Source organism: Streptococcus thalassemiae (genome assembly GCF_903645285.1).
Lineage (GTDB): Bacteria > Bacillota > Bacilli > Lactobacillales > Streptococcaceae > Streptococcus > Streptococcus thalassemiae.
On record NZ_CAHJXN010000001.1, the window covers coordinates 374,698 to 393,939 of the forward strand.

23 protein-coding genes are annotated in these 19,242 nt (G+C 39.9%); 4 read left to right on the forward strand and 19 right to left on the reverse strand.

What is annotated here, in order from left to right; all coding sequences use genetic code 11:
• Nucleotides 1-264 precede the first annotated feature (264 nt).
• The 14 genes from ftsX to HWX15_RS02050 form a co-directional block, all read right to left on the reverse strand.
• On the reverse strand, nt 265-1,191 hold the full coding sequence (gene ftsX / locus HWX15_RS01985) for a permease-like cell division protein FtsX (protein ID WP_000625541.1): 927 nt from the start codon (nt 1,189-1,191) through the stop codon (nt 265-267).
• Nucleotides 1,184-1,876 (reverse strand): cell division ATP-binding protein FtsE, encoded by a 693-nt coding sequence (ftsE, locus tag HWX15_RS01990; RefSeq protein ID WP_000022265.1) that lies wholly within the window; start codon nt 1,874-1,876, stop codon nt 1,184-1,186. Before ftsE ends, ftsX begins: the two co-directional genes overlap by 8 nt.
• Nucleotides 1,877-1,893: 17 nt before the next feature.
• Nucleotides 1,894-2,989 (reverse strand): peptide chain release factor 2 gene (prfB, locus tag HWX15_RS01995; protein ID WP_175880116.1). Its coding sequence is split into 2 segments (ribosomal slippage): nt 1,894-2,916 and nt 2,918-2,989, totalling 1,095 coding nucleotides; the frame shifts between segments, so codons are not numbered across the junction.
• Between the two features lie 105 nt (nt 2,990-3,094).
• Nucleotides 3,095-3,751, reverse strand: coding sequence for a CBS domain-containing protein (locus HWX15_RS02000; RefSeq protein WP_000268665.1), 657 nt, complete (start codon nt 3,749-3,751; stop codon nt 3,095-3,097).
• 358 nt (nt 3,752-4,109) lie between these two features.
• The gene (locus tag HWX15_RS02005; protein ID WP_000062219.1) at nt 4,110-4,820 is read right to left on the reverse strand and encodes an ABC transporter ATP-binding protein; all 711 of its coding nucleotides are present in this window, start codon (nt 4,818-4,820) and stop codon (nt 4,110-4,112) included.
• The gene (locus HWX15_RS02010; RefSeq protein ID WP_001185995.1) at nt 4,820-5,584 is read right to left on the reverse strand and encodes an ABC transporter ATP-binding protein; all 765 of its coding nucleotides are present in this window, start codon (nt 5,582-5,584) and stop codon (nt 4,820-4,822) included. The genes HWX15_RS02005 and HWX15_RS02010 overlap by 1 nt, the downstream gene beginning before the upstream one ends.
• Nucleotides 5,584-6,540, reverse strand: coding sequence for a branched-chain amino acid ABC transporter permease (locus tag HWX15_RS02015; RefSeq protein WP_175880117.1), 957 nt, complete (start codon nt 6,538-6,540; stop codon nt 5,584-5,586). The genes HWX15_RS02010 and HWX15_RS02015 overlap by 1 nt, the downstream gene beginning before the upstream one ends.
• A 3-nt stretch (nt 6,541-6,543) precedes the next feature.
• The gene (locus tag HWX15_RS02020; protein ID WP_000941427.1) at nt 6,544-7,413 is read right to left on the reverse strand and encodes a branched-chain amino acid ABC transporter permease; all 870 of its coding nucleotides are present in this window, start codon (nt 7,411-7,413) and stop codon (nt 6,544-6,546) included.
• A 116-nt stretch (nt 7,414-7,529) separates the two neighbouring features.
• On the reverse strand, nt 7,530-8,690 hold the full coding sequence (locus tag HWX15_RS02025; RefSeq protein ID WP_138700164.1) for an ABC transporter substrate-binding protein: 1,161 nt from the start codon (nt 8,688-8,690) through the stop codon (nt 7,530-7,532).
• An 84-nt stretch (nt 8,691-8,774) separates the two neighbouring features.
• Nucleotides 8,775-9,041: a YlbG family protein gene (locus HWX15_RS02030; RefSeq protein WP_057487258.1), complete on the reverse strand. Its 267-nt coding sequence runs from the start codon at nt 9,039-9,041 to the stop codon at nt 8,775-8,777.
• 78 nt (nt 9,042-9,119) lie between these two features.
• Nucleotides 9,120-9,710 carry an ATP-dependent Clp protease proteolytic subunit ClpP gene (clpP, locus tag HWX15_RS02035; protein WP_000613471.1) on the reverse strand — a complete coding sequence of 197 codons (591 nt, stop codon included), beginning with the start codon at nt 9,708-9,710 and terminating at the stop codon, nt 9,120-9,122.
• Between the two features lie 173 nt (nt 9,711-9,883).
• Nucleotides 9,884-10,513 (reverse strand): uracil phosphoribosyltransferase, encoded by a 630-nt coding sequence (gene upp / locus HWX15_RS02040; protein WP_000515975.1) that lies wholly within the window; start codon nt 10,511-10,513, stop codon nt 9,884-9,886.
• Nucleotides 10,514-10,601: 88 nt separating this feature from the next.
• Nucleotides 10,602-11,069, reverse strand: coding sequence for a deoxycytidylate deaminase (locus HWX15_RS02045; RefSeq protein WP_173283368.1), 468 nt, complete (start codon nt 11,067-11,069; stop codon nt 10,602-10,604).
• 18 nt (nt 11,070-11,087) lie between these two features.
• Nucleotides 11,088-11,645, reverse strand: a complete 558-nt coding sequence (locus HWX15_RS02050; protein ID WP_175880118.1) for a TetR/AcrR family transcriptional regulator — start codon at nt 11,643-11,645, stop codon at nt 11,088-11,090.
• A gap of 124 nt (nt 11,646-11,769) precedes the next feature.
• On the opposite strand from HWX15_RS02050, the gene HWX15_RS02055 reads away from it, so the two are divergent.
• The 3 genes from HWX15_RS02055 to HWX15_RS02065 are packed head-to-tail and all read left to right on the forward strand — an operon-like array spanning nt 11,770 to nt 14,416.
• On the forward strand, nt 11,770-12,615 hold the full coding sequence (locus HWX15_RS02055; protein WP_175880119.1) for a DegV family protein: 846 nt from the start codon (nt 11,770-11,772) through the stop codon (nt 12,613-12,615).
• Nucleotides 12,616-12,673: 58 nt separating this feature from the next.
• Nucleotides 12,674-13,846, forward strand: a complete 1,173-nt coding sequence (aao, locus tag HWX15_RS02060; protein ID WP_175880120.1) for an aminoacetone oxidase — start codon at nt 12,674-12,676, stop codon at nt 13,844-13,846.
• A 48-nt stretch (nt 13,847-13,894) separates the two neighbouring features.
• Nucleotides 13,895-14,416: a DUF1697 domain-containing protein gene (locus HWX15_RS02065; RefSeq protein ID WP_175880121.1), complete on the forward strand. Its 522-nt coding sequence runs from the start codon at nt 13,895-13,897 to the stop codon at nt 14,414-14,416.
• Between the two features lie 41 nt (nt 14,417-14,457).
• Here the strand turns inward: HWX15_RS02065 and HWX15_RS02070 are convergent, their stop codons facing one another.
• Nucleotides 14,458-15,198 (reverse strand): MerR family transcriptional regulator, encoded by a 741-nt coding sequence (locus tag HWX15_RS02070; protein ID WP_175880122.1) that lies wholly within the window; start codon nt 15,196-15,198, stop codon nt 14,458-14,460.
• Nucleotides 15,199-15,432: 234 nt separating this feature from the next.
• Between HWX15_RS02070 and HWX15_RS09760 the strand changes: the two genes are divergently transcribed.
• Complete coding sequence (locus HWX15_RS09760; RefSeq protein WP_217703782.1) at nt 15,433-16,773, forward strand: sodium-dependent transporter; 1,341 nt, start codon at nt 15,433-15,435, stop codon at nt 16,771-16,773.
• A 40-nt stretch (nt 16,774-16,813) separates the two neighbouring features.
• On the opposite strand, the gene manA is transcribed toward HWX15_RS09760, so the two are convergent.
• From manA to HWX15_RS02095, 4 genes are all read right to left on the reverse strand, one after another.
• Nucleotides 16,814-17,758: a mannose-6-phosphate isomerase, class I gene (gene manA / locus HWX15_RS02080; protein ID WP_175880123.1), complete on the reverse strand. Its 945-nt coding sequence runs from the start codon at nt 17,756-17,758 to the stop codon at nt 16,814-16,816.
• Between the two features lie 258 nt (nt 17,759-18,016).
• On the reverse strand, nt 18,017-18,277 hold the full coding sequence (locus HWX15_RS02085; protein WP_004261618.1) for a SemiSWEET family transporter: 261 nt from the start codon (nt 18,275-18,277) through the stop codon (nt 18,017-18,019).
• 140 nt (nt 18,278-18,417) lie between these two features.
• A complete protein-coding gene (locus HWX15_RS02090) occupies nt 18,418-18,609 on the reverse strand; it encodes a hypothetical protein (protein ID WP_000850052.1) in 192 nt (63 codons plus the stop codon).
• Nucleotides 18,606-19,241, reverse strand: coding sequence for a putative bacteriocin export ABC transporter (locus HWX15_RS02095; RefSeq protein WP_112443468.1), 636 nt, complete (start codon nt 19,239-19,241; stop codon nt 18,606-18,608). Before HWX15_RS02095 ends, HWX15_RS02090 begins: the two co-directional genes overlap by 4 nt.
• Nucleotide 19,242 lies beyond the last annotated feature (1 nt).

The window sequence follows — 19,242 nt, forward strand, 5'->3', positions numbered from 1 at the left end:
TTCTAGGTGCTAAATTTCAAGTTCAAGTTAGCCATCAAGAAGTCTTCTCTGAGCGACTTCTTTATACTCTTCAAACCACGTCACGTCGTCTTACCGTATATATCTGACTGACTTTCTACAACCTCAAAACAGTATTTTGAGCATCCTGTGGCGAGCTACCTAGTTTGCTCTTTGATTTTCATTGAGTATTAGAAGTCCCTTTTCTAAAATTTTTGTAGCAAAAAAGGAGATTTTACAATCTCCTCATAAAAATAATTATTTTACCTAAATCTTCAAGAATCGGCGCATGGATATTCCTGATCCCAATGAACCAATGAAAATCCCAATCACAAATAGTAGGGCAATCATCAAAGGACTAAATAAATCTGGACTAATCATAGATAGATTTTGTCCTACCAACGATTTGTTGACAGATTGGTAAACCATTTGATAAACAATAAAGACTAAAACAGATGGTGCGATAGCTCCCAATAAACCGATAAAGGCTCCTTCTAACAAGAACGGTCCACGGATATAACTGTTTTTAGCTCCGACCAAGCGCATGATTTGAATTTCGCGACTACGGGAAATAATGGTAATACGAATGGTATTTGAAATCAAGAAAACTGCGACAAAAATTAACAAGGCAGCAATCCCTAGTCCCCAAACACGGATAAATGAAGCTAACTTGAAGAGTCTTTCTGTATTGGCACCGCCATCTTGAACCTCAGAAACTCCTTCAATTTTTTTAGCATCTTCGGCTATAGTTTTTACATCATTTGGAGTATTTGCCTCTACAATATAGGCATCATAGAGAGGATTGGCATCTCCTTCAAAGATTTTCCAGTTATCTCCCATTGTCTCGGTTAATTTTTCATATTGTTCTTCTTTACTTGAAAAGGTAACACTCTTAACCGTAGACATGTTCTTCAAAGAATCATATACCTTGTGGTAGTCATTATTTGTAACAGTTTGACCTTCTTTTTCAATTGTCTGACTGTTATCTTCCACATCCTTTCGGATATAAACTACTACACGGACATTATTTTCAATATCTGTAGCTAGTTTCGCTGTATTGAAAATAACAGATGCAAATATTGCCACCAAGGTCAAAGTAATCATGACTGAACTGACAGCAGCTACTGTCATCCAACCATTTCGTTTCAAACTTTTTAAGGCTTCAAATAAATGGCGAAAAAATCTACTAATCATCGTATCCATACTCTCCTTTTGATTCGTCACGAACGACACGGCCATTTTCAATGGCAATGACACGGTGGCGCAAGGTATTTACAATCTGGCTATTATGAGTCGCCATCAAAATAGTTGTCCCTTGTAGGTTAATCCGTTCCAAGAGATTCATAATTTCCCATGAATTATCAGGATCCAGGTTTCCTGTTGGTTCATCGGCTATCAATACTTTGGGATTATTTACAATGGCACGCGCAATCGCAATCCGCTGTTGCTCCCCACCTGAGAGTTCATTTGGGAAAGAACGAACCTTATGCTTCAAGCCAACCAAGTCCAAAACTTCCATCACTCGTTTTTTGATATTACGGCGATTTTCCCCGATTACTTCCATAGCGTATGCAATATTCTCATAAACCGTTTTCTTTGGCAACAGTTTATAATCCTGGAAGACAACCCCAACACTACGACGTAGAAGCGGGACATCTTTCTTTTTAATCTTAACCAGATTAAAACCAGCAACTGATAGGCTTCCTTTATCGATTTTTACTTCACGATACAGAGAACGAATAAAAGTTGACTTACCTGCTCCTGAAGGTCCTACGATGTAAGCAAATTCCCCTGGTTGAACACTGACCGAAACACCGCGTAGGGCAGTCGTTCCGTTGTCGTATTTTTTGACGACATCTCTCATTTCAATGATTGACATGTGACTTCCTTTCTATATTAGCTAATTCGCCACTTGAGATAGGCATCGATAAAACCATCTAGGTCCCCATCCATAACCTTATCTACCTGAGCAACCTCAAAGCTAGTTCGGTGATCTTTTACCATAGTATAAGGTGTGAAGACATAAGAACGGATTTGGCTTCCCCATGTGATTTCTTTTTTCTCACCCTTGAGAGAATCTACCTCCGCAGCCTTCTTCTCTTGCTCCATTTGATAGAGCTTAGCCTGCAACATTTTCATGGCACGATCTCTATTTCCATACTGGGTCCGATCCACTGTTGATTGGACAACAATTCCAGTTGGAATGTGGGTCAAACGCACACCTGTTGAAACCTTGTTGACGTTTTGTCCACCGGCACCACCTGAACGGAAGGTATCCATCTTGATGTCATCTTCACGGATTTCCACTTCAATAGTATCATCCAATTCTGGCATCACTTCTACAGATGTGAAAGAGGTATGGCGACGTTTGGCAGAGTCGAACGGCGAAATTCGCACCAAACGGTGCACACCCATTTCTGACTTGAGAAGGCCATAGGCATTAGGCCCTTCAAATGATAAAGTTACTGACTTGATACCAGCTTCATCTCCTGCTTGGTAATCCAATACTTCTACTTTAAAGCCTTTAGCATTGCCATAACGAGTATACATACGCAGCAACATATCACCCCAGTCCTGAGCCTCAGTACCACCAGAACCTGGATGGATTTCCAAGATGGCATTGTTGTGGTCATAAGGTTCTGACAAGAGTAGAGTCATCTCATAGCTGGTCATCATCTTATCAAGTTCGGCTAACTGCGCTACCAGTTCTTCTTGAACCAACTCGTCTTCTGCTAAAAAGTCCAATAAAATTTCGACTTCATCCTGCAACTCTTCCATTTTGTGGAAAGTGTTATAGGTGTTTTTTAATTCATTTAATTCTTGCGACGTTTTTTGGGCCGCGATATTATCGTTCCAAAAATCAGGTTCTGTCATCTTGTTTTCCAAGATGGCAATCTCTTCCTCTAGCCCTTCGAGGTCAAAGAGACCCCCTGAAAGAAGCTAATTTTTCACGATTTGCGTCAATTTTCTGACGAATTACTGAAATGTCCATAAATACTCCTTTTTGCATCATTTCATTATAGCATATTTTATCATTTCTTTCCATCTTTTGCTATAATCCCTTTTTATGAAAAAAGAAGCCTTTCGGCTTCCCTTCTTACAAGACTTTTGCTGAAGTGCGAGTGATTTCTTCCACTTGAATACCATTTGCTTCAAATTTTTCTTTCAAGGCTGGTAAATCAATTGAGCCATCGATTTGCACTTCGATAATGACCTTACCATCCTTACGCGGAATATTGACTGTATGGGAGATATTCAAATTTTCTTCAACGATTAGAGAAACAATCTTTCCGAGAACACCAACTTCATCTTCTGTAACAAAGCGCACACGAATTCCTTCTTCTCCATAACCAGCAATTTCAAGAAAGGCTTGGAAAACGTCACGGTCCGTAATAACCCCATAGACTTGATGGTTATCAACGACAGGAAGAATACCAATCTTGTTTTTCAACATCAAATAAGTTGCATCCTCAAGACTCGCATAGCCTGAAACAGTGACAACATCGCGAATCATGACATCTTTTACTTTTGTCTTATTCAGAAGATAATTCATCTCATAGATAGAAAGACTTGTTGCTTTCGATGGACTTGCTTGTGCAATGGTTCCCTCAGTCACCAAACCAACCAATTGATCATTTTCGATAACAGGCAAGCGGTGCAAACCTTGCTCTCTCATCAAATCTGCTGCATGAGATACTGTTGTATCTGGACTAATATACACTACCTTGCGGGTCATAAAATCTTTAACTGCCATGAGACTTCTCCTTTTCTATTCTTATCCCTATTATACAATCTTTTTGTAAATCTATCAAACGCTTACATTTCTTTTTCAAAATTCAGAAAAGTATGAATAAGCTAGCAAAAAGAGCTCTGAAATCGAGCTCTGTGAATGAAGGCAAGATACGTTTCATTCGATTTTTTCAATTATTAGAAATTAAGCTTTCAATGTAGATGAATATTGCTTTGCAATCTCAATCTGCCGACTAAAACAATCCACTGGATTTGATGATTGCTTCGCAATCTCTATCCACCGATTAAAAAGGTCCCCCGGACTATAATGATGATTACTTCATAATCTTTATCTGCAACCTAAACTAGTCTCCCAGACTAGTTTAGCCACCAAGATACGCTTTTCTTACTTCTTCTGATGAAGCGAGTTCTTTTCCTGTTCCTGATAGAACGATTTTTCCTGTTTCCAATACATATCCTCGGTCAGAGATTGCGAGTGCTTTATTGGCATTTTGTTCAATCAAGAGGACAGTTGTTCCTTGTTTCTGGATGTCTTGAATGATATCAAAAATCTCTTGGATAAAGATTGGGGCAAGTCCCATTGATGGTTCATCTAAAAGAAGAAGTTTTGGTGTTGACATAAGAGCGCGTCCCATGGCAAGCATTTGTTGTTCTCCTCCTGAAAGAGTGGCTGCGTCCTGGTTCTTCCGTTCTTCAAGACGTGGAAAGCGTGAGAAAACTTTCTTCAAGTTAGCTTGATTTTCTTCACGATTTTTCTTCAAAAAAGCTCCCATTTCTAGATTTTCCATAACAGTCAAGCCAGGGAAGACGTGGCGTCCTTCTGGAACTTGTGAAAGACCACCTGCCACGATTTTCTGAGCTGGCATTTTTTGGATTTCTTGACCTAAGAATTCAATCTTTCCTGAACTTGGTCGAACCAAACCAGACAAGGTACGGAGAATGGTTGTCTTACCTGCACCATTGGCACCGATAAGGGAAACAACTTCTCCCTCATTCACTTCAAAGCTTACATCACGGACTGCTTGGATCATACCGTAATGCACAGAAAGATTTTCAACTTTTAACATAGACATTAGGCTTCACCTCCTAGATAAGCTTCGATAACGCGTTTATTGGTCTTAATTTCGTCAGGAGTTCCTTGTGCAATCAAACGACCGTATTCAAGTACGTAGATACGTTCTGTAACTTCCATGACCAGATTCATATCGTGTTCAATCAGCATGATCGTAATCTTAAATTCATCTTTGATGCGACGAATTAACTCAGTCAATTCGGCTGTTTCCTGCGGGTTCATACCTGCTGCTGGTTCATCTAAGAAGAGAATTTTAGGTTCCGTAGCGAGGGCACGAACAATTTCCAAACGACGTTGTTGTCCGTAGGCAAGATTTTTAGCAAGAGTTTCTGCATCACCATCTAAATCAAAGATTTTCAACAATTCCAAAGCCTTAGCCTTTAATTCTTTTTCACTCTTGTAAAAAGCTGGTAAGCGTAAGAAACTAGCAAAAACATGTTGTTTGTGATGGTTGCCAAAAGCAATCAAAACATTGTCCAAAACTGTTAAATCTTTAAAGAGACGGATATTTTGGAATGTACGTCCAAGTCCCAAAGAAGCAATCTTATAAGGTGCCTTTCCATTCAAAAGGTGACCATCTAAGGTAACTGTTCCCTCACTTGGTTCATAAACACCGGTCAAAAGGTTGAAAAGGGTTGTTTTACCAGCTCCATTTGGACCGATTAGTCCAACCAGTTCCCCTTCGTTCAATTCAAGAGTCACATCTCCAACAGCTGTTAGACCGCCAAAATGTTTGGTTAACTGTTTTACTTCAAGTAATGCCATTAGTTTTGTTCCTCCTTCTTAGATTTTTTAAAGAAACGTGATAGGCTCAATTCCCATGTTCCAAGGAGTCCACCTGGTCTGAAAATCATTACCAATACCAAGGCCAAAGCATAAATAATCATACGCACGCTGGCAACATCTTGGAGAAGCATATTCAAAATTCCAAGAACAATAGCTGAAACAATGGCACCTGTAATGGAACCAAGTCCACCAAATACAACAATGATCAAAACGTTGATTGAGTTGATAAAAGTGTAATCTTTCGGTACAACTGAACCGATAAATCCTGCCTGAAGTGACCCTGCAATACTTGCAGTAATGGCACCAAAGACAAAGGCAATGATTTTAATTTTAGTTGTATTAACACCGACTGACTCTGCAGCGATTTCATCCTCACGAACGGAGAGGGTTGAACGACCAATTGGACTACGCAAGAAGTTCAAGGTTGCAATGGTTGTAATCACAACAAAGAAGTAAACCATTTGCCAAGTTGTAAAGTTTGGAATTCCCAAGATACCTGCCGCACCATTTGTAAGGCTTCCGCCATTGATGATAAAGATACGGATAATTTCAGAAACACCTAGAGTCGCTACCGCAAGATAGTCCCCCTTCAAGCGCAAGGTTGGAATTCCGACAAGTAAAGCAACTACTCCTGAAAGCAAAGCTCCTACCAGCATAGCTCCAAAGAAGGCACCGTAGGTTGGTGATTTAGAACCAATAATAGCTGCTGCATAGGCACCAATCGCCATGAAACCAGCATGACCAAGTGAAAATTGTCCTGAAAAACCAACGATTAAGTTGAGACCAACAGCCAGAATAATATTAATTCCGATTTGTTGTAAAATCTGAACATAGAATAGGTTGAGTACTCCGACTGAGACCAGCACACTAATCAAGCCATAACCAGCTAACAAAAGGAGTAACCATAGAATATTAACTTTTAAATTTTCCTTCATCGTTTACACCTTCTCTTTCACATTTTTACCAAGGATACCAGCTGGGCGGACAATCAAGATCAACAACAAGATTCCATAAACAATGGCATCACGGAAGTCTGACATTCCAAAGGCTGTCGCAAAGGTTTCCAATAGACCAATTACAAAGCCACCAAGAGCCGCACCAGGAATGATTCCGATACCACCAAGTACTGCGGCAACGAATGACTTAAGACCTGGAGTAACCCCCATCAAAGGCTCAAGAGAGTTATAATAGAGGGCAATCAGAACACCAGCCGCCCCCGCAAGAGCAGAACCCAAAGCAAAGGTAAAGCTGATCGTACGGTTTACATTGATTCCCATCAATTGCGCCGCATCGCTATCTACAGATACTGCACGCATGGCTTTCCCCATCTTTGTCTTTTGAACAATGACTTGTAACAAAATCATCAAAATCAAGGAAATCGCCAAAATCATTAACTGCACGTTTGTTAGGCTAACTGGTCCCAAATCATAGCGAACTGTTTGAATCGCTTGAGGGAAGGCGCGAGTATTGGCACCAACCAGATAGACCATGCCATACTCCAGTAGGAAAGAAACCCCAATAGCCGTAATCAAAACAGCAATACGCGTAGAGTGGCGCAAAGGTCGGTAAGCAAGGAACTCAATCACGACACCAAGAATGGCTGTCGCTAGCATGGCTACAATAAGCGCTACAAAGAAATTCATTTGGAAAGAATTGATCAAGAAATAACCGATAAAGGCTCCCATCATATAAATATCACCGTGGGCAAAGTTGATGAGCTTGATAATTCCGTAAACCATGGTATATCCTAGGGCTAACAGCGCGTAAACACTACCTAGAATCAAACCATTTACTAGTTGTTGGAGCATAAGATTCACTCTTTCTATATGTGATTTCGAGGGTTTTCCCTCACTTTTTGATAGGTTCTTAAACATCGAAACAGGGAGTGAGTCCGAGGCTCATTCCCTATTTCAACATTTTTCTATTATGGTTTTACAACTTCTGCTGCTTCAACCTTACCATTGTTCATGGTCATCATGTAAGCAGTTTTGACTGTGTTATGGTCTGCATCGAAGCTTGTTTGACCAGTTACACCTTCAAAGTCTTTTGTTTTAGCAAGGTTATCCTTGATTTCACCTGAGTTTTTAGCACCTTTTGCTGCGTTTGCTACAAGGTGAACTGAGTCATAAGCCAAGGCTGCAAATGTTGAAGGCTCTTCATTGTACTTAGCGCGGTAAGCGTCAAGGAAGGCTTTGGCTTTAGCTGAAACTTCTACAGTAGTTGAGAAACCTGAGATAAAGTAGATGTTTGATGCTTTTTCAGCAGTTGCTTGTTGTACAAACTCTTCACCGTTAAATCCATCACCACCAACGATTGGTTTATCAATTCCCATACCACGCGCTTGGTTTACAATCTTACCAGCTTCAGTGTAGTAACCAGGGACGATGATAGCATCAAAATCTTTCCCTTTCATTTTTGTAAGGGCTGCTTGGAAGTCTGTGTCACCTGCTACGAAAGTTTCATCTGCAACGATCTCACCCTTGTAGGATTCGCGGAAAGATTTAGCAATCCCTTTAGCATAGTCACTGGCATTGTCAGTGTAAAGAACCACTTTCTTAGCATTTAATTTTTCAGAAACATAGTTTGAGATAATTTTTCCTTGGAAGCTATCTTGGAAAGTTCCGATAAAGAGGTAATCTTGACCTTTAGTCAATCCATCTTGCGTCGCACTTGGTGAGATCAATGGAACACCTGCTTTTGTAGCGTTCGCTACCGCAGCTGCAGTTGCACCAGATGTCGCAGGTCCTACGATTGCTGATACTTTAGATTGAGTTACAAGGTTAGTTGTTACTGAAGCAGCCTCTGCTGTTTCAGACTTGTTATCTTTATCGACTACTTCGATTTGTTTTCCATCGATACCACCTGCTGCATTGATTTCATCAACAGCCAATTGGGCACCTTTTTGTTCAGATGTTCCGTAGGCTGCTACGGCACCAGTTTCCTCGAAGTTAAATCCGATTTTGATTGTCTTTTCCTCTACTGAGTTACCAGCAGTGTTGACTGCTCCAGACTTCACTTCTCCACAGGCTGCAAGAAGTGCTACACTTGCAAGCGCCACAAACGATAGGGCAAATTTTTTCTTCATCTTTTTTTGTCTCCTTATTTCTTAAATAGTCTGTTAAGAATATACCGAATTATCAGAAAATTGTCAACACTTTTCTTTAATTTTTTATCTGATAACGTTTTCTTCTCGGTAAAGATTGCCCACAAAGGGTGTTTCCAGCTCTTGGATATGACAAACTCTGACTTTTTTTATAAATTTTTCCTTGCCCAAGCGCCCGACCAATTGCTCCACTTCTTGAGTTGGAACATAGAGTTGTAAGTAACGATGTTTCTTGGAATGATAGGTAATATCTCCATAATCCTGCAGTTTTTTGGCATCACGATTATAGTAAAGATAGATAATCAAGCCAGATCGATTGACTTTTTCAAACATGATAAATCCTCTTTCTAAGAAATCTCTCCCTATTATACCAAAAAAAGCAAACCCAGTCGAGTTTGCCTTCTTTCATCATTAGTTCAATGAATTGTTGGCCATGATTTCATCAATAAAGCCATATTCGAGTGTTTCTTGGGCACTCATCCAGTTATCGCGTTCTGCATCTGCATGGACTTTTTCGATTGACTGACCTGAATTTTCAGCCAAGATTTTTTCCAAGATGTTACGAGTTTTGAGCAAGTGTTCTGCAGCAATCGCCATATCGGTTTGTTGAGTACCACCACCTGTACCGCCCATTGGTTGGTGAATCATGTATTCAGCATTTGGAAGCATGAAACGTTTCCCTTTTGCTCCACTTGATGCGATGACTGTTCCCATAGATGCAGCCATTCCCATAACGATGGTTTGGACATCTGCCTTGATAAAGTTCATGGTATCAACGATTGCCAAACCAGCTGAAACGGAACCACCAGGTGTATTGACATAAAGGTAAATATCTTTTGTACTATCTTGGGCATCTAAGAAAAGCAATTGGGCAATAACAGAGTTAGCCATATTGTCTTCAACTGGACCTGTCAGCATAATGATGCGGTCTTTGAGAAGACGTGAGTAAATATCGTAGGAACGTTCTCCACGGCTTGTTTGTTCAATAACTACAGGAATCATTCAATTCTCCTTTTGAGTTTTAATTTTGTTGGTCAAATGACTGAAGATAAGACTATTATAATATCTTGGTCAAAAAAGGTCAAATTTTTGCTCTGTTTTCATTAGACAGAAACAAAAATTCAACCTCCTTTCGTAACTGGAACTTCTTTTCCAAGTCAATCTTCTTTTCGATCTTATTTCGTACCGAACAAGCGGTCCCCAGCATCTCCAAGACCTGGAACGATATAACCGTGTTCGTTCAAGCGTTCATCCAAGGCTGCTGTAAAGATTTCTACATCTGGATGAGCTTCTTGAAGGGCTTTAACACCTTCTGGAGCAGATACAAGGCAGACAAATTTGATATTTGATGCGCCACGTTTTTTAAGCGAGTCAACAGCCAAGATCGCTGACCCACCTGTTGCCAACATTGGGTCTACTACAAAAATTTGACGTTGGTTAATGTCCTCAGGCAATTTCACCAAGTATTCAACTGGTTGAAGTGTTTCTTCATCACGGTACATACCGATGTGACCAACTTTAGCAGCTGGAACCAAGCTCAAGAGACCATCAACCATCCCGATACCTGCACGCAAGATTGGAACGATGGCCAATTTCTTACCTGCCAATTGTTTTTGAACTGTTTTTGTAATTGGTGTTTCGATTTCCACATCTTCTAGTGGAAGATCACGAAGTACTTCATACCCCATCAACATTGCAATCTCATCTACTAGCTCACGAAAAGCTTTTGTAGAAGTATCTGTACGACGCAAGATTGACAATTTGTGTTGAATCAGTGGGTGATTAATAACTTCAATTTTTCCCATTTTTGGAGTTCCTTCTTTCAATTTATTCTTCTTATTATACCAAAAAACGGTTTAAAAATCTTTCTAAACCATTTATTTTTGATAATTTTTACATTAGATCAGCCTCTTTAAGAGCGGCCTGTACTGTCTCAAGTGGTAAATGAGTCAATTCTGTTCCCTTTTCTTGATAGAGGTATTGGGCATAGTCATCCATTCGGTACTGGTTGATATAAACCACGCGCTTGCAACCAACCTGCAGCAATTGTTTTGTACAGTTCAGACAAGGGAAATGCGTCACATAGGCTGTAAAGCCTTTAGGAACACCACGTTCTGCACCTTGAAGGATAGCATTGACCTCAGCGTGAAGGGTGCGAACACAGTGGCCTTCGATGACCAGACATTCGTGATCAATACAATGCTCGGTACCTGACACCGAACCATTGTAACCAGTGGAAATCACCTTATTATCCTTAACCAGAATTGCACCCACTTTAGCGCGTTTACAAGTGGAACGATTAGCAATTAGTAGGGCTTGGGCTGCAAAATACTCATCCCATGCTAGTCTTTTTTCAATCATCTCTTTTCTCCTATTTCTCTATTTTTTAAAAAATGGTAAACCTAAATCCGCTATCTTTTCAGCAGGTACCTTCATGCCATCCTTGATCCATTTTAGAAGGACAGAGACGATGGCTGAGCTCCAGAAGGAATGAAGATAAGAGCTGACACCTTTTGATTTTCCATGGTATTTTTCCAGAAATTCCTGCATGGCTTGGACAAAGATTTTTTCCAGATGGTAATCCAAGGCCAGTTGAATCACTCTGGCTTCCTTTCTTGCTTCTCGGAAAAGGTGAACCCAGACCAGATAAAGGTCTGTCTTTAAATCATAATAATGCAACTGTTCCATAATATTGTGGACAGTTCGTTTAAAGACACTTTCTAAAATCTCCTCTTTGGAATCATAATTGCGATAAAAGGCCGCACGCGAAACGCCTGCACGTTTGACCAATTCAGAAATACTAATCTTGGTCAGGTCCTTTTTTTCCAAGAGTTGCAAGAGGGCTGTTTCGATGGCTTCTCTAGTTAATAAATTGGATTCTTGGTTTGATTTTCTGAGATTTTCAAGAGACTTTTCAGAGATTCTACGTTCAGACATAACATTTTCTTTCTACTTGTCACAACAGACGGATGAGGCTTTTGTTTCAATGGCTTTCATGATATAATTGTAAAAAAAGACAGAACCTTTGTCAATGTATAACTGACAAAGATGGAGAATTTCTATGACTTGGAAGATTATTGCTGACTCTGGTTGTGATTATCGTCAGCTGGAGACACCAGCTATTGACACGACCTTTGTAAGTGTCCCCTTAACCATTCAAGTAGCTGATCAGGTCTTCGTTGATGATGCCAGTCTTGACATTGACCAAATGATGGAAACCATGTATGCAACCGCAGAAGCTTCAAAATCGGCTTGTCCAAGCCCAGATGATTATTTGCGAGCATTTGAAGGAGCCAAAAACATTTTCCTAGTAACCATCACTGGTACTCTTTCTGGCAGCCACAATAGTGCGCAACTGGCCAAGAATATTTATCTGGAAGAACATCCTGATACTAAAATTCATGTAATTGATAGTTTGTCTGCTGGTGGGGAAGTTGACTTGCTCGTAGAAAAATTGAATGACTTGATTGACCAGGGCTTATCTTTTGAAGAAGTGGTTGAAACTATCACTGCCTATCAAGAAAAAACCAAGTTACTTTTTGTCCTAGCCAAAGTCGATAACTTGGTGAAGAACGGCCGTTTGAGCAAGCTTATCGGTACGGTCGTTGGCCTTCTCAATATCCGTATGGTTGGAGAAGCTAGTGAAACTGGAACCCTTGAATTGCTACAAAAAGCACGAGGGCCAAAGAAAGCGATTCAAGCAGCATATGAAGAGTTAGTGAAAGCAGGATATACTGGTGGCCGTATCGTCATGGCCCAACGTAATAACGAGAAATGTTGTCAACAGCTCTCAGAGCGAATTCGCGAAACCTTCCCACAGGCGGATATTAAAATTCTCCCGACATCTGGTCTCTGCAGTTTCTATGCAGAAGATGGCGGTTTGTTGATGGGATATGAAATCAACTAAGATCATTAGCAACAAGAGATGTCGAGCATCTCTTGTTTTTTTGTGGTACAATAGAGCTATGAAACATTTTGATACTATCGTCATCGGTGGAGGACCTGCTGGAATGATGGCTACAATTTCCAGTAGCTTTTATGGACAGAAAACCCTCCTCATCGAAAAAAATCGGAAACTTGGAAAAAAATTAGCTGGGACTGGTGGGGGACGTTGCAATGTAACCAACAATGGTAGCTTGGACGACCTGCTAGCTGGCATCCCTGGAAATGGGCGCTTTCTCTACAGTGTCTTCTCCCAATTTGATAATCATGATATCATTAACTTTTTTACTGAAAATGGTGTTAAACTTAAGATCGAAGACCACGGACGCGTCTTTCCTACTAGCGACAAATCGCGAACCATTATCGAAGCCTTGGAAAAGAAAATCACTGAGCTAGGCGGCCAAGTTGCTACTCAAATAGAAATCGTTTCTGTTAAAAAAGTAGATGATCAGTTTATCCTTAAGTCCGCAGACCAAAGCTTCACTTGTAATAAACTCATTGTCACAACTGGTGGGAAATCCTATCCTTCTACTGGTTCGACTGGTTTTGGTCACGAGATTGCCCGCCATTTTAAGCATACCATCACCGAGCTTGAGGCTGCTGAAAGTCCTTTATTAACAGATTTTCCACACAAAGCCTTACAGGGGATTTCGCTGGACGATGTGACCCTAAGCTATGGTAAGCATGTCATCACTCACGATTTGCTCTTTACCCACTTTGGTTTGTCAGGCCCTGTTGCCCTGCGTATGTCTAGTTTTGTCAAGGGTGGGGAGGTGCTCTCACTGGATGTTTTGCCTCAACTTTCTGAGAAAGACTTGGCTGCATTTCTAGAAGAAAATCGGGAAAAATCTCTAAAAAATGCCTTAAAAACTTTGCTCCCAGAACGCTTGGCAGAATTTTTTGTGCAAGGCTATCCTGACAAAGTCAAACAGTTGACTGAAAAGGAACAAGAACAACTTCTCCAGTCCATCAAGGGACTTAAAATTCCTGTAACTGGTAAAATGTCCCTCGCCAAGTCATTTGTTACCAAGGGTGGCGTCAGTCTTAAGGAAATCAATCCTAAAACTCTGGAAAGTAAGCTGATACCTGGTCTCCACTTTGCAGGAGAGGTACTGGATATCAATGCCCACACAGGTGGTTTTAATATCACTTCAGCCCTCTGCACTGGCTGGGTGGCGGGATCAAATTCATTCTAAATCTAAATTATTCAATGGAACAATCAGCCCCAAAAGAAAGGAAGTCCTTTGGAACATATTATCTTGTTAAGGGGAGTTACTCCTAATGGAAAAAATGCTATCCCTAAAATGTCTTATCTAGTAGATATCTTGACAGAAGCTGGTTTTCAACAAGTTCGAACCTATATTCAAAGTGGGAATATCATTCTTGAAAGTGACTTAGATTTAGAAAAAATACAAGAACGTGTCCATACTCTAATAAATGAAAATATTGGTGCTGACTTAAAAATGGTAATCAAGAACAAAAGTGATTTTAAAAAAATTGTCCAAGAAAACCCGTTTGGAGAACACTATCTTTATGACCGTATACACGTGATTTTTTATCAAGAATCTATTCAAAGTCTCCCTTTAGAAAAATTGAAAATTGATTACGGTGAAGAAGAAATTTGTATCGGTAACCATTGTCTTTACCTCTATCTCCCTAGAACTGCAAAACAAAAGAAACTCCATACCAACTATCTTGAAAAACTTTTTAATGTAGATTTGACAATGCGAAAGCTAAATGTAGTAGAAAAATTATTAAGCAAGTAATGCTTGAATTTAGTAAAAATCGGAAGAATACTCCTCCGATTTTATTTTGTCTGAGTTTGGACATAGTGGGCAATCACATCTGATGTGTACTGGGCTGTTCCAGATCCAAATTTGTCAATGTTTTCCTTAAATTCTGGGTTGTAGACGTAGCCTTTACCGATATGACCGAATACTTCAACGGAGCAGTCAAATCCATAAGTACGAATAGCTTGCAAGAGTTTGGCAGCTTCTTCTTGGTTTTCTGTTGCTGTTACAGGCAGTCCAGCTTGAAGATTTTGTGACAAGGCTCGAAAAACTTGGTTGAAGGCAGCCGTAGCCTCGTCTTCGTGACCTTTTTGGCGCTCGAGCGCTTGGTCCATCACTTCTTGTCCATATTTCTCTACCGCCTCTTGGTGGTATTTTTGATGGTCTTGGTAGTTAAATCCAGCAAATTTCTCTTGAATGCTCATTTCTCTTTCTCCTTTATATTCTTGAATGGTTTTTTGCAAGGTTGAAATCAAAGTATCCAGATGTTCCCTTTCTCGAGTCAAATAGTCCAACTGCCTGGTCAAATGAGGCAATAAGTCTGATCTATCTTCCTTTAACAGCTCTGATATTTTTTCTAAAGAAAAGCCTAGATATTTGTAGTAAAGAATGACCTGAAGGCGTTCCAAATCCTCCTGACTGTAGGTTCGATAGCCGTTTCCCGACTTTAAAGGAACTAAGAGTCCTATCTTATCGTAGTGGTGCAGGGTCTTGACAGAGACCCCTGAAAGCTGGGCAGCTTCTTTTATATGGTACATGATTTCCTCCTTACATTGATAGTATAACCCCTCCCCTTAGGTCAGAGTCAAGCGATTTTGCGAAATTTTTTACTTTATCATAACATGAAAATGGTTTTCTTGACAGACCTTAGAAAACATGATAGGATAGTCAAGTCTATCAATCAAAAGAAACGCTCACTTTGAGTACTGATGAGGCTAGTTGCCAAGGGCAGTAGCTTTTTCTTTTGTAACACTAATTTTAGGAGTTTAACTATGTCTGAAAAATCTCAATGGGGTTCTAAACTGGGCTTTATCCTAGCATCTGCTGGTTCAGCCATCGGACTTGGAGCCGTTTGGAAATTCCCTTACATGACTGCTGCTAACGGTGGAGGAGGCTTTTTACTGGTCTTTCTCGTTTCCACTATTTTAATCGGTTTCCCTCTTTTGCTAGCTGAATTTGCCCTCGGCCGAAGCGCTGGTGTCTCAGCTATCAAAACCTTTGGAAAACTAGGCAAGAATAGTAAGTACAACTTTATCGGTTGGATTGGTGCCTTTGCCCTCTTTATCCTTCTCTCTTTCTATAGTGTTATTGGAGGATGGGTCTTCATTTATTTAGGTATCGCTATCGGTAAAGCTCTCCACCTAGGCATTACCAATGACTATGCTCAGCTCTTTACCGATATTATTTCCAATCCAGCCATTGCCCTAGGAGCTCAAGCTGCCTTTATCTTGTTGAATATCTTTATTGTATCACGTGGGGTTCAAAAAGGGATTGAAAGAGCTTCGAAAGTCATGATGCCTCTGCTCTTTATCATCTTTGTCGTCATCATCGGTCGTTCTCTCAGTTTGCCAAATGCCATGGAAGGCGTTCTCTACTTCCTAAAACCAGAGTTCTCTAAGCTGACAAGTGCTGGTCTCCTCTATGCTCTGGGACAATCTTTCTTTGCCCTCTCACTAGGGGTTACAGCCATGCTGACCTATGCGTCCTACTTGGACAAGAAAACCAATCTAGTTCAATCAGGGATTTCTATCGTTGCCATGAATATCTCAGTATCCATCATGGCAGGTCTAGCCATTTTCCCAGCCATGTCAGCCTTCAATATCCAGTCTGAAGGGGGACCGAGCCTGCTCTTTATCGTCTTGCCTCAACTCTTTGACAAGATGCCTTTTGGAACCATTTTCTACATCCTCTTCCTCTTGCTCTTCCTCTTTGCGACGGTCACTTCTTCCGTTGTTATGCTGGAAATCAATGTGGGCAATATCACCAATCAGGACAACAGCAAGCGTGCTAAATGGAGTGTTATTTTAGGAATTTTGACCTTTGTCTTTGGAATTCCTTCAGCCCTATCTTACGGTGTTATGGCGGATGTTCACATCTTTGGGAAGACCTTCTTTGACGCTATGGACTTCTTGGTTTCCAATCTCCTCATGCCATTTGGAGCTCTCTGCCTTTCACTTTTTACAGGCTATATCTTTAAAAAGGCTCTTGCAATGGAGGAACTCCATCTCGATGAAACAGCATGGAAACAGGGACTGTTCCAAGTCTGGCTCTTCCTTCTTCGTTTCATCATTCCAATCATCATCATCGTGGTCTTCATCGCCCAATTTATGTAATCAAAAAGGACTTGAGTAGTGAACTCAGGCCCTTTCTTTTTTATGGATGGCTAACAATCAATTCCAAAGCTTGCCCTTCCAATGTCCAAGCTTCAACATCACTTGGTAGGATAAAGTGGCTGCCTTTTTGAATTGGATAATTTTTCCCGTCAACAGTTAGCTGACCTTGACCAACTAGGACACTCAATAAGCTGTAGTCAGCTGTCTTTTCGAAGTCAACTTTTCCAGTAATTTCCCACTTGTAAACTGCAAAGAAATCATTGGATACAAGGAGAGTTGAGTATAAATCATCAGCTTTGACAGTTACAGGACGGCTATTTGCAGGCTCACCAATGTTCAATACATCAATGGATTTTTCAAGGTGAAGTTCACGCAAGTTTCCCTTATCATCCTTACGGTCAAAGTCATAGACGCGATAGGTGGTGTCACTAGATTGTTGGGTTTCAAGAATCAAGATACCCGCACCGATAGCATGCATAGTGCCACTTGGTACATAGAAGAAATCTCCAGCTTTAACTGGTACTTTTGTCAGCAAGGCATCCCAGTTCTTGTCCTCAATTTGCTGACGAAGTTCATCTTTTGACTTGGCATTGTGACCGTAGATAATCTCTGAACCTTCATCCGCAGCGATGATGTACCAGCATTCTGTTTTTCCAAGTTCGCCTTCATGCTCTAGTCCATAAGCATCGTCTGGGTGAACTTGGACGCTGAGCCAGTCGTTGGCATCGAGGATTTTGGTCAAAAGCGGAAATACAGGTTCTGGACGATTGCCAAACAATTCACGGTGTTCTGCATACAAAGTTGCTAGGTCTGTTCCCTCAAAACGACCATTGGCAACTTTAGAGACACCATTTGGATGGGCTGAGATGGCCCAATATTCTCCGATTTTTTCACTTGGGATGTCGTATCCAAACTCATCACGTAGCTTGGTTCCACCCCAGATTTTTTCTTGCATAACTGATTGTAAAAATAATGGTTCTGACATCTTGATCTCCTGTCTGATTTTTCTTCCTTCATTATAGCAAAAAAAGAGTTCCATTTGAACTCTTTTTAACATCTTATAAAGTAGGGAGAAGATTTTATAAAAATAGTAACGATATACTTTTTTCTTTGATAGAGACGAACATAAAAGACTCTCGTAAAGCTAGCTGTAACTGGACTTGTTCCCTCAACTCTCATTCAAAAATTACTTTAATGAAGCATCTATTTTCATAAAAGAAAAAGACTGAAAGCAGTCTCCTTTTTAAATCAAAGCTGTGATAGCCGTTACTAAACCAAAAACGATACCTGGTGCATTAGCAGCTGCAAGTGGAATATCTCTTTCCTTCTTGAAAAGACCATAGTAAACCCAGAGACTACAGTTGATAGCTGCGACTAGGGGTTGAATGAAGTTGCCTTTTTGACCGGCAAGATTATTCATGATTTGTGGGAAATATGACACATACATCATAACAGACATAAATGTCGCTGCCCAGCCCAACACTTTCATTTGTTTTTCAGACATTTTCAAAACCTCTTTTATTCTTTTATACTTTCTATTTTATAATTTAATACAAAAATAAGCAAGACTTTAAGAGTTTTATTATAAAAATGTAAACTATCACAGTCTTGTAATAAGAAACAGACCGGATTGCTCCGATCTGTTCAGTCTTTTTCTTCACGTACATAATTCCAAATCGCAATAGCTAAAGATAACAAACTTAGTAAGCAAATCATCTGTATAATTAGCTTTGTAGGTTGACGCAGTAAACCAAACTGAGTCAGTATTACAAAGAGAGAAGAACCAAAAATCATTACTTGGAAAAAAATTGTTGTTAAACTAAATTTTGTTTTCATATCTTTTCCTTTCTAATTTCTACAACCTGATCCATTCGTTCATATACACTACTATCATGAGTTGCAATAATAATCGTACGTTTTTCATTTCGTAATCCAAGAATAAGGTCAATAATTTCACGACTATTCCTACTATCTAAAGATGCTGTTGGTTCATCTGCTAAGATTATTGGGGAATCTTTCAACATTATTTTAGCAATTGCGACACGCTGTGCTTCACCACCTGAAAGAGTAAAAATCTTACGTTTTAAATCTAATTGTAAATGAACATGCTTCAAGGCTTCTCTCATAAGAGCTTCTTGTTCTTTTTTGCTTTCTTTTCTCCCAATAAATGCAAGTTCTAAATTATCTTTAATACTCTTATTTTCAATTAAACCATAATTTTGAAATAAGTAGCTTACATAATCCTTAAAATAGATTTTTTCCTTAATTTGTTTTAAGTCCTTACCATCAACTTCTACTGAGCCACTTTGGACAGTTTCTAATTTACCTATAATATTTAAAAGAGTTGTTTTGCCTGCTCCAGACTCACCTATCAAAGCATAGGTCTGACCTTCATGAAATTGATAATTAAAGTCTTTAAAAATAACATAATCATCAAATTGTTTACAAATATCTTTCAATTCAATCATA

Coding starts and splice junctions, on each gene's coding strand:
- HWX15_RS02045 (WP_173283368.1), bottom strand. CDS start 11,069: ATGATTGAAAAAAGACTAGCATGGGATGAGTATTTTGCAGCCCAAGCC.
- ftsX (WP_000625541.1), bottom strand. CDS start 1,191: ATGATTAGTAGATTTTTTCGCCATTTATTTGAAGCCTTAAAAAGTTTG.
- HWX15_RS02095 (WP_112443468.1), bottom strand. CDS start 19,241: ATGATTGAATTGAAAGATATTTGTAAACAATTTGATGATTATGTTATT.
- HWX15_RS02015 (WP_175880117.1), bottom strand. CDS start 6,540: ATGAAGGAAAATTTAAAAGTTAATATTCTATGGTTACTCCTTTTGTTA.
- HWX15_RS02000 (WP_000268665.1), bottom strand. CDS start 3,751: ATGGCAGTTAAAGATTTTATGACCCGCAAGGTAGTGTATATTAGTCCA.
- HWX15_RS02050 (WP_175880118.1), bottom strand. CDS start 11,645: ATGTCTGAACGTAGAATCTCTGAAAAGTCTCTTGAAAATCTCAGAAAA.
- HWX15_RS02030 (WP_057487258.1), bottom strand. CDS start 9,041: ATGTTTGAAAAAGTCAATCGATCTGGCTTGATTATCTATCTTTACTAT.
- aao (WP_175880120.1), top strand. CDS start 12,674: ATGAAACATTTTGATACTATCGTCATCGGTGGAGGACCTGCTGGAATG.
- clpP (WP_000613471.1), bottom strand. CDS start 9,710: ATGATTCCTGTAGTTATTGAACAAACAAGCCGTGGAGAACGTTCCTAC.
- HWX15_RS09760 (WP_217703782.1), top strand. CDS start 15,433: ATGTCTGAAAAATCTCAATGGGGTTCTAAACTGGGCTTTATCCTAGCA.
- HWX15_RS02020 (WP_000941427.1), bottom strand. CDS start 7,413: ATGCTCCAACAACTAGTAAATGGTTTGATTCTAGGTAGTGTTTACGCG.
- upp (WP_000515975.1), bottom strand. CDS start 10,513: ATGGGAAAAATTGAAGTTATTAATCACCCACTGATTCAACACAAATTG.
- HWX15_RS02025 (WP_138700164.1), bottom strand. CDS start 8,690: ATGAAGAAAAAATTTGCCCTATCGTTTGTGGCGCTTGCAAGTGTAGCA.
- manA (WP_175880123.1), bottom strand. CDS start 17,758: ATGTCAGAACCATTATTTTTACAATCAGTTATGCAAGAAAAAATCTGG.
- ftsE (WP_000022265.1), bottom strand. CDS start 1,876: ATGTCAATCATTGAAATGAGAGATGTCGTCAAAAAATACGACAACGGA.
- HWX15_RS02090 (WP_000850052.1), bottom strand. CDS start 18,609: ATGAAAACAAAATTTAGTTTAACAACAATTTTTTTCCAAGTAATGATT.
- HWX15_RS02070 (WP_175880122.1), bottom strand. CDS start 15,198: ATGTACCATATAAAAGAAGCTGCCCAGCTTTCAGGGGTCTCTGTCAAG.
- HWX15_RS02055 (WP_175880119.1), top strand. CDS start 11,770: ATGACTTGGAAGATTATTGCTGACTCTGGTTGTGATTATCGTCAGCTG.
- HWX15_RS02005 (WP_000062219.1), bottom strand. CDS start 4,820: ATGTCTATGTTAAAAGTTGAAAATCTTTCTGTGCATTACGGTATGATC.
- HWX15_RS02010 (WP_001185995.1), bottom strand. CDS start 5,584: ATGGCATTACTTGAAGTAAAACAGTTAACCAAACATTTTGGCGGTCTA.
- HWX15_RS02085 (WP_004261618.1), bottom strand. CDS start 18,277: ATGTCTGAAAAACAAATGAAAGTGTTGGGCTGGGCAGCGACATTTATG.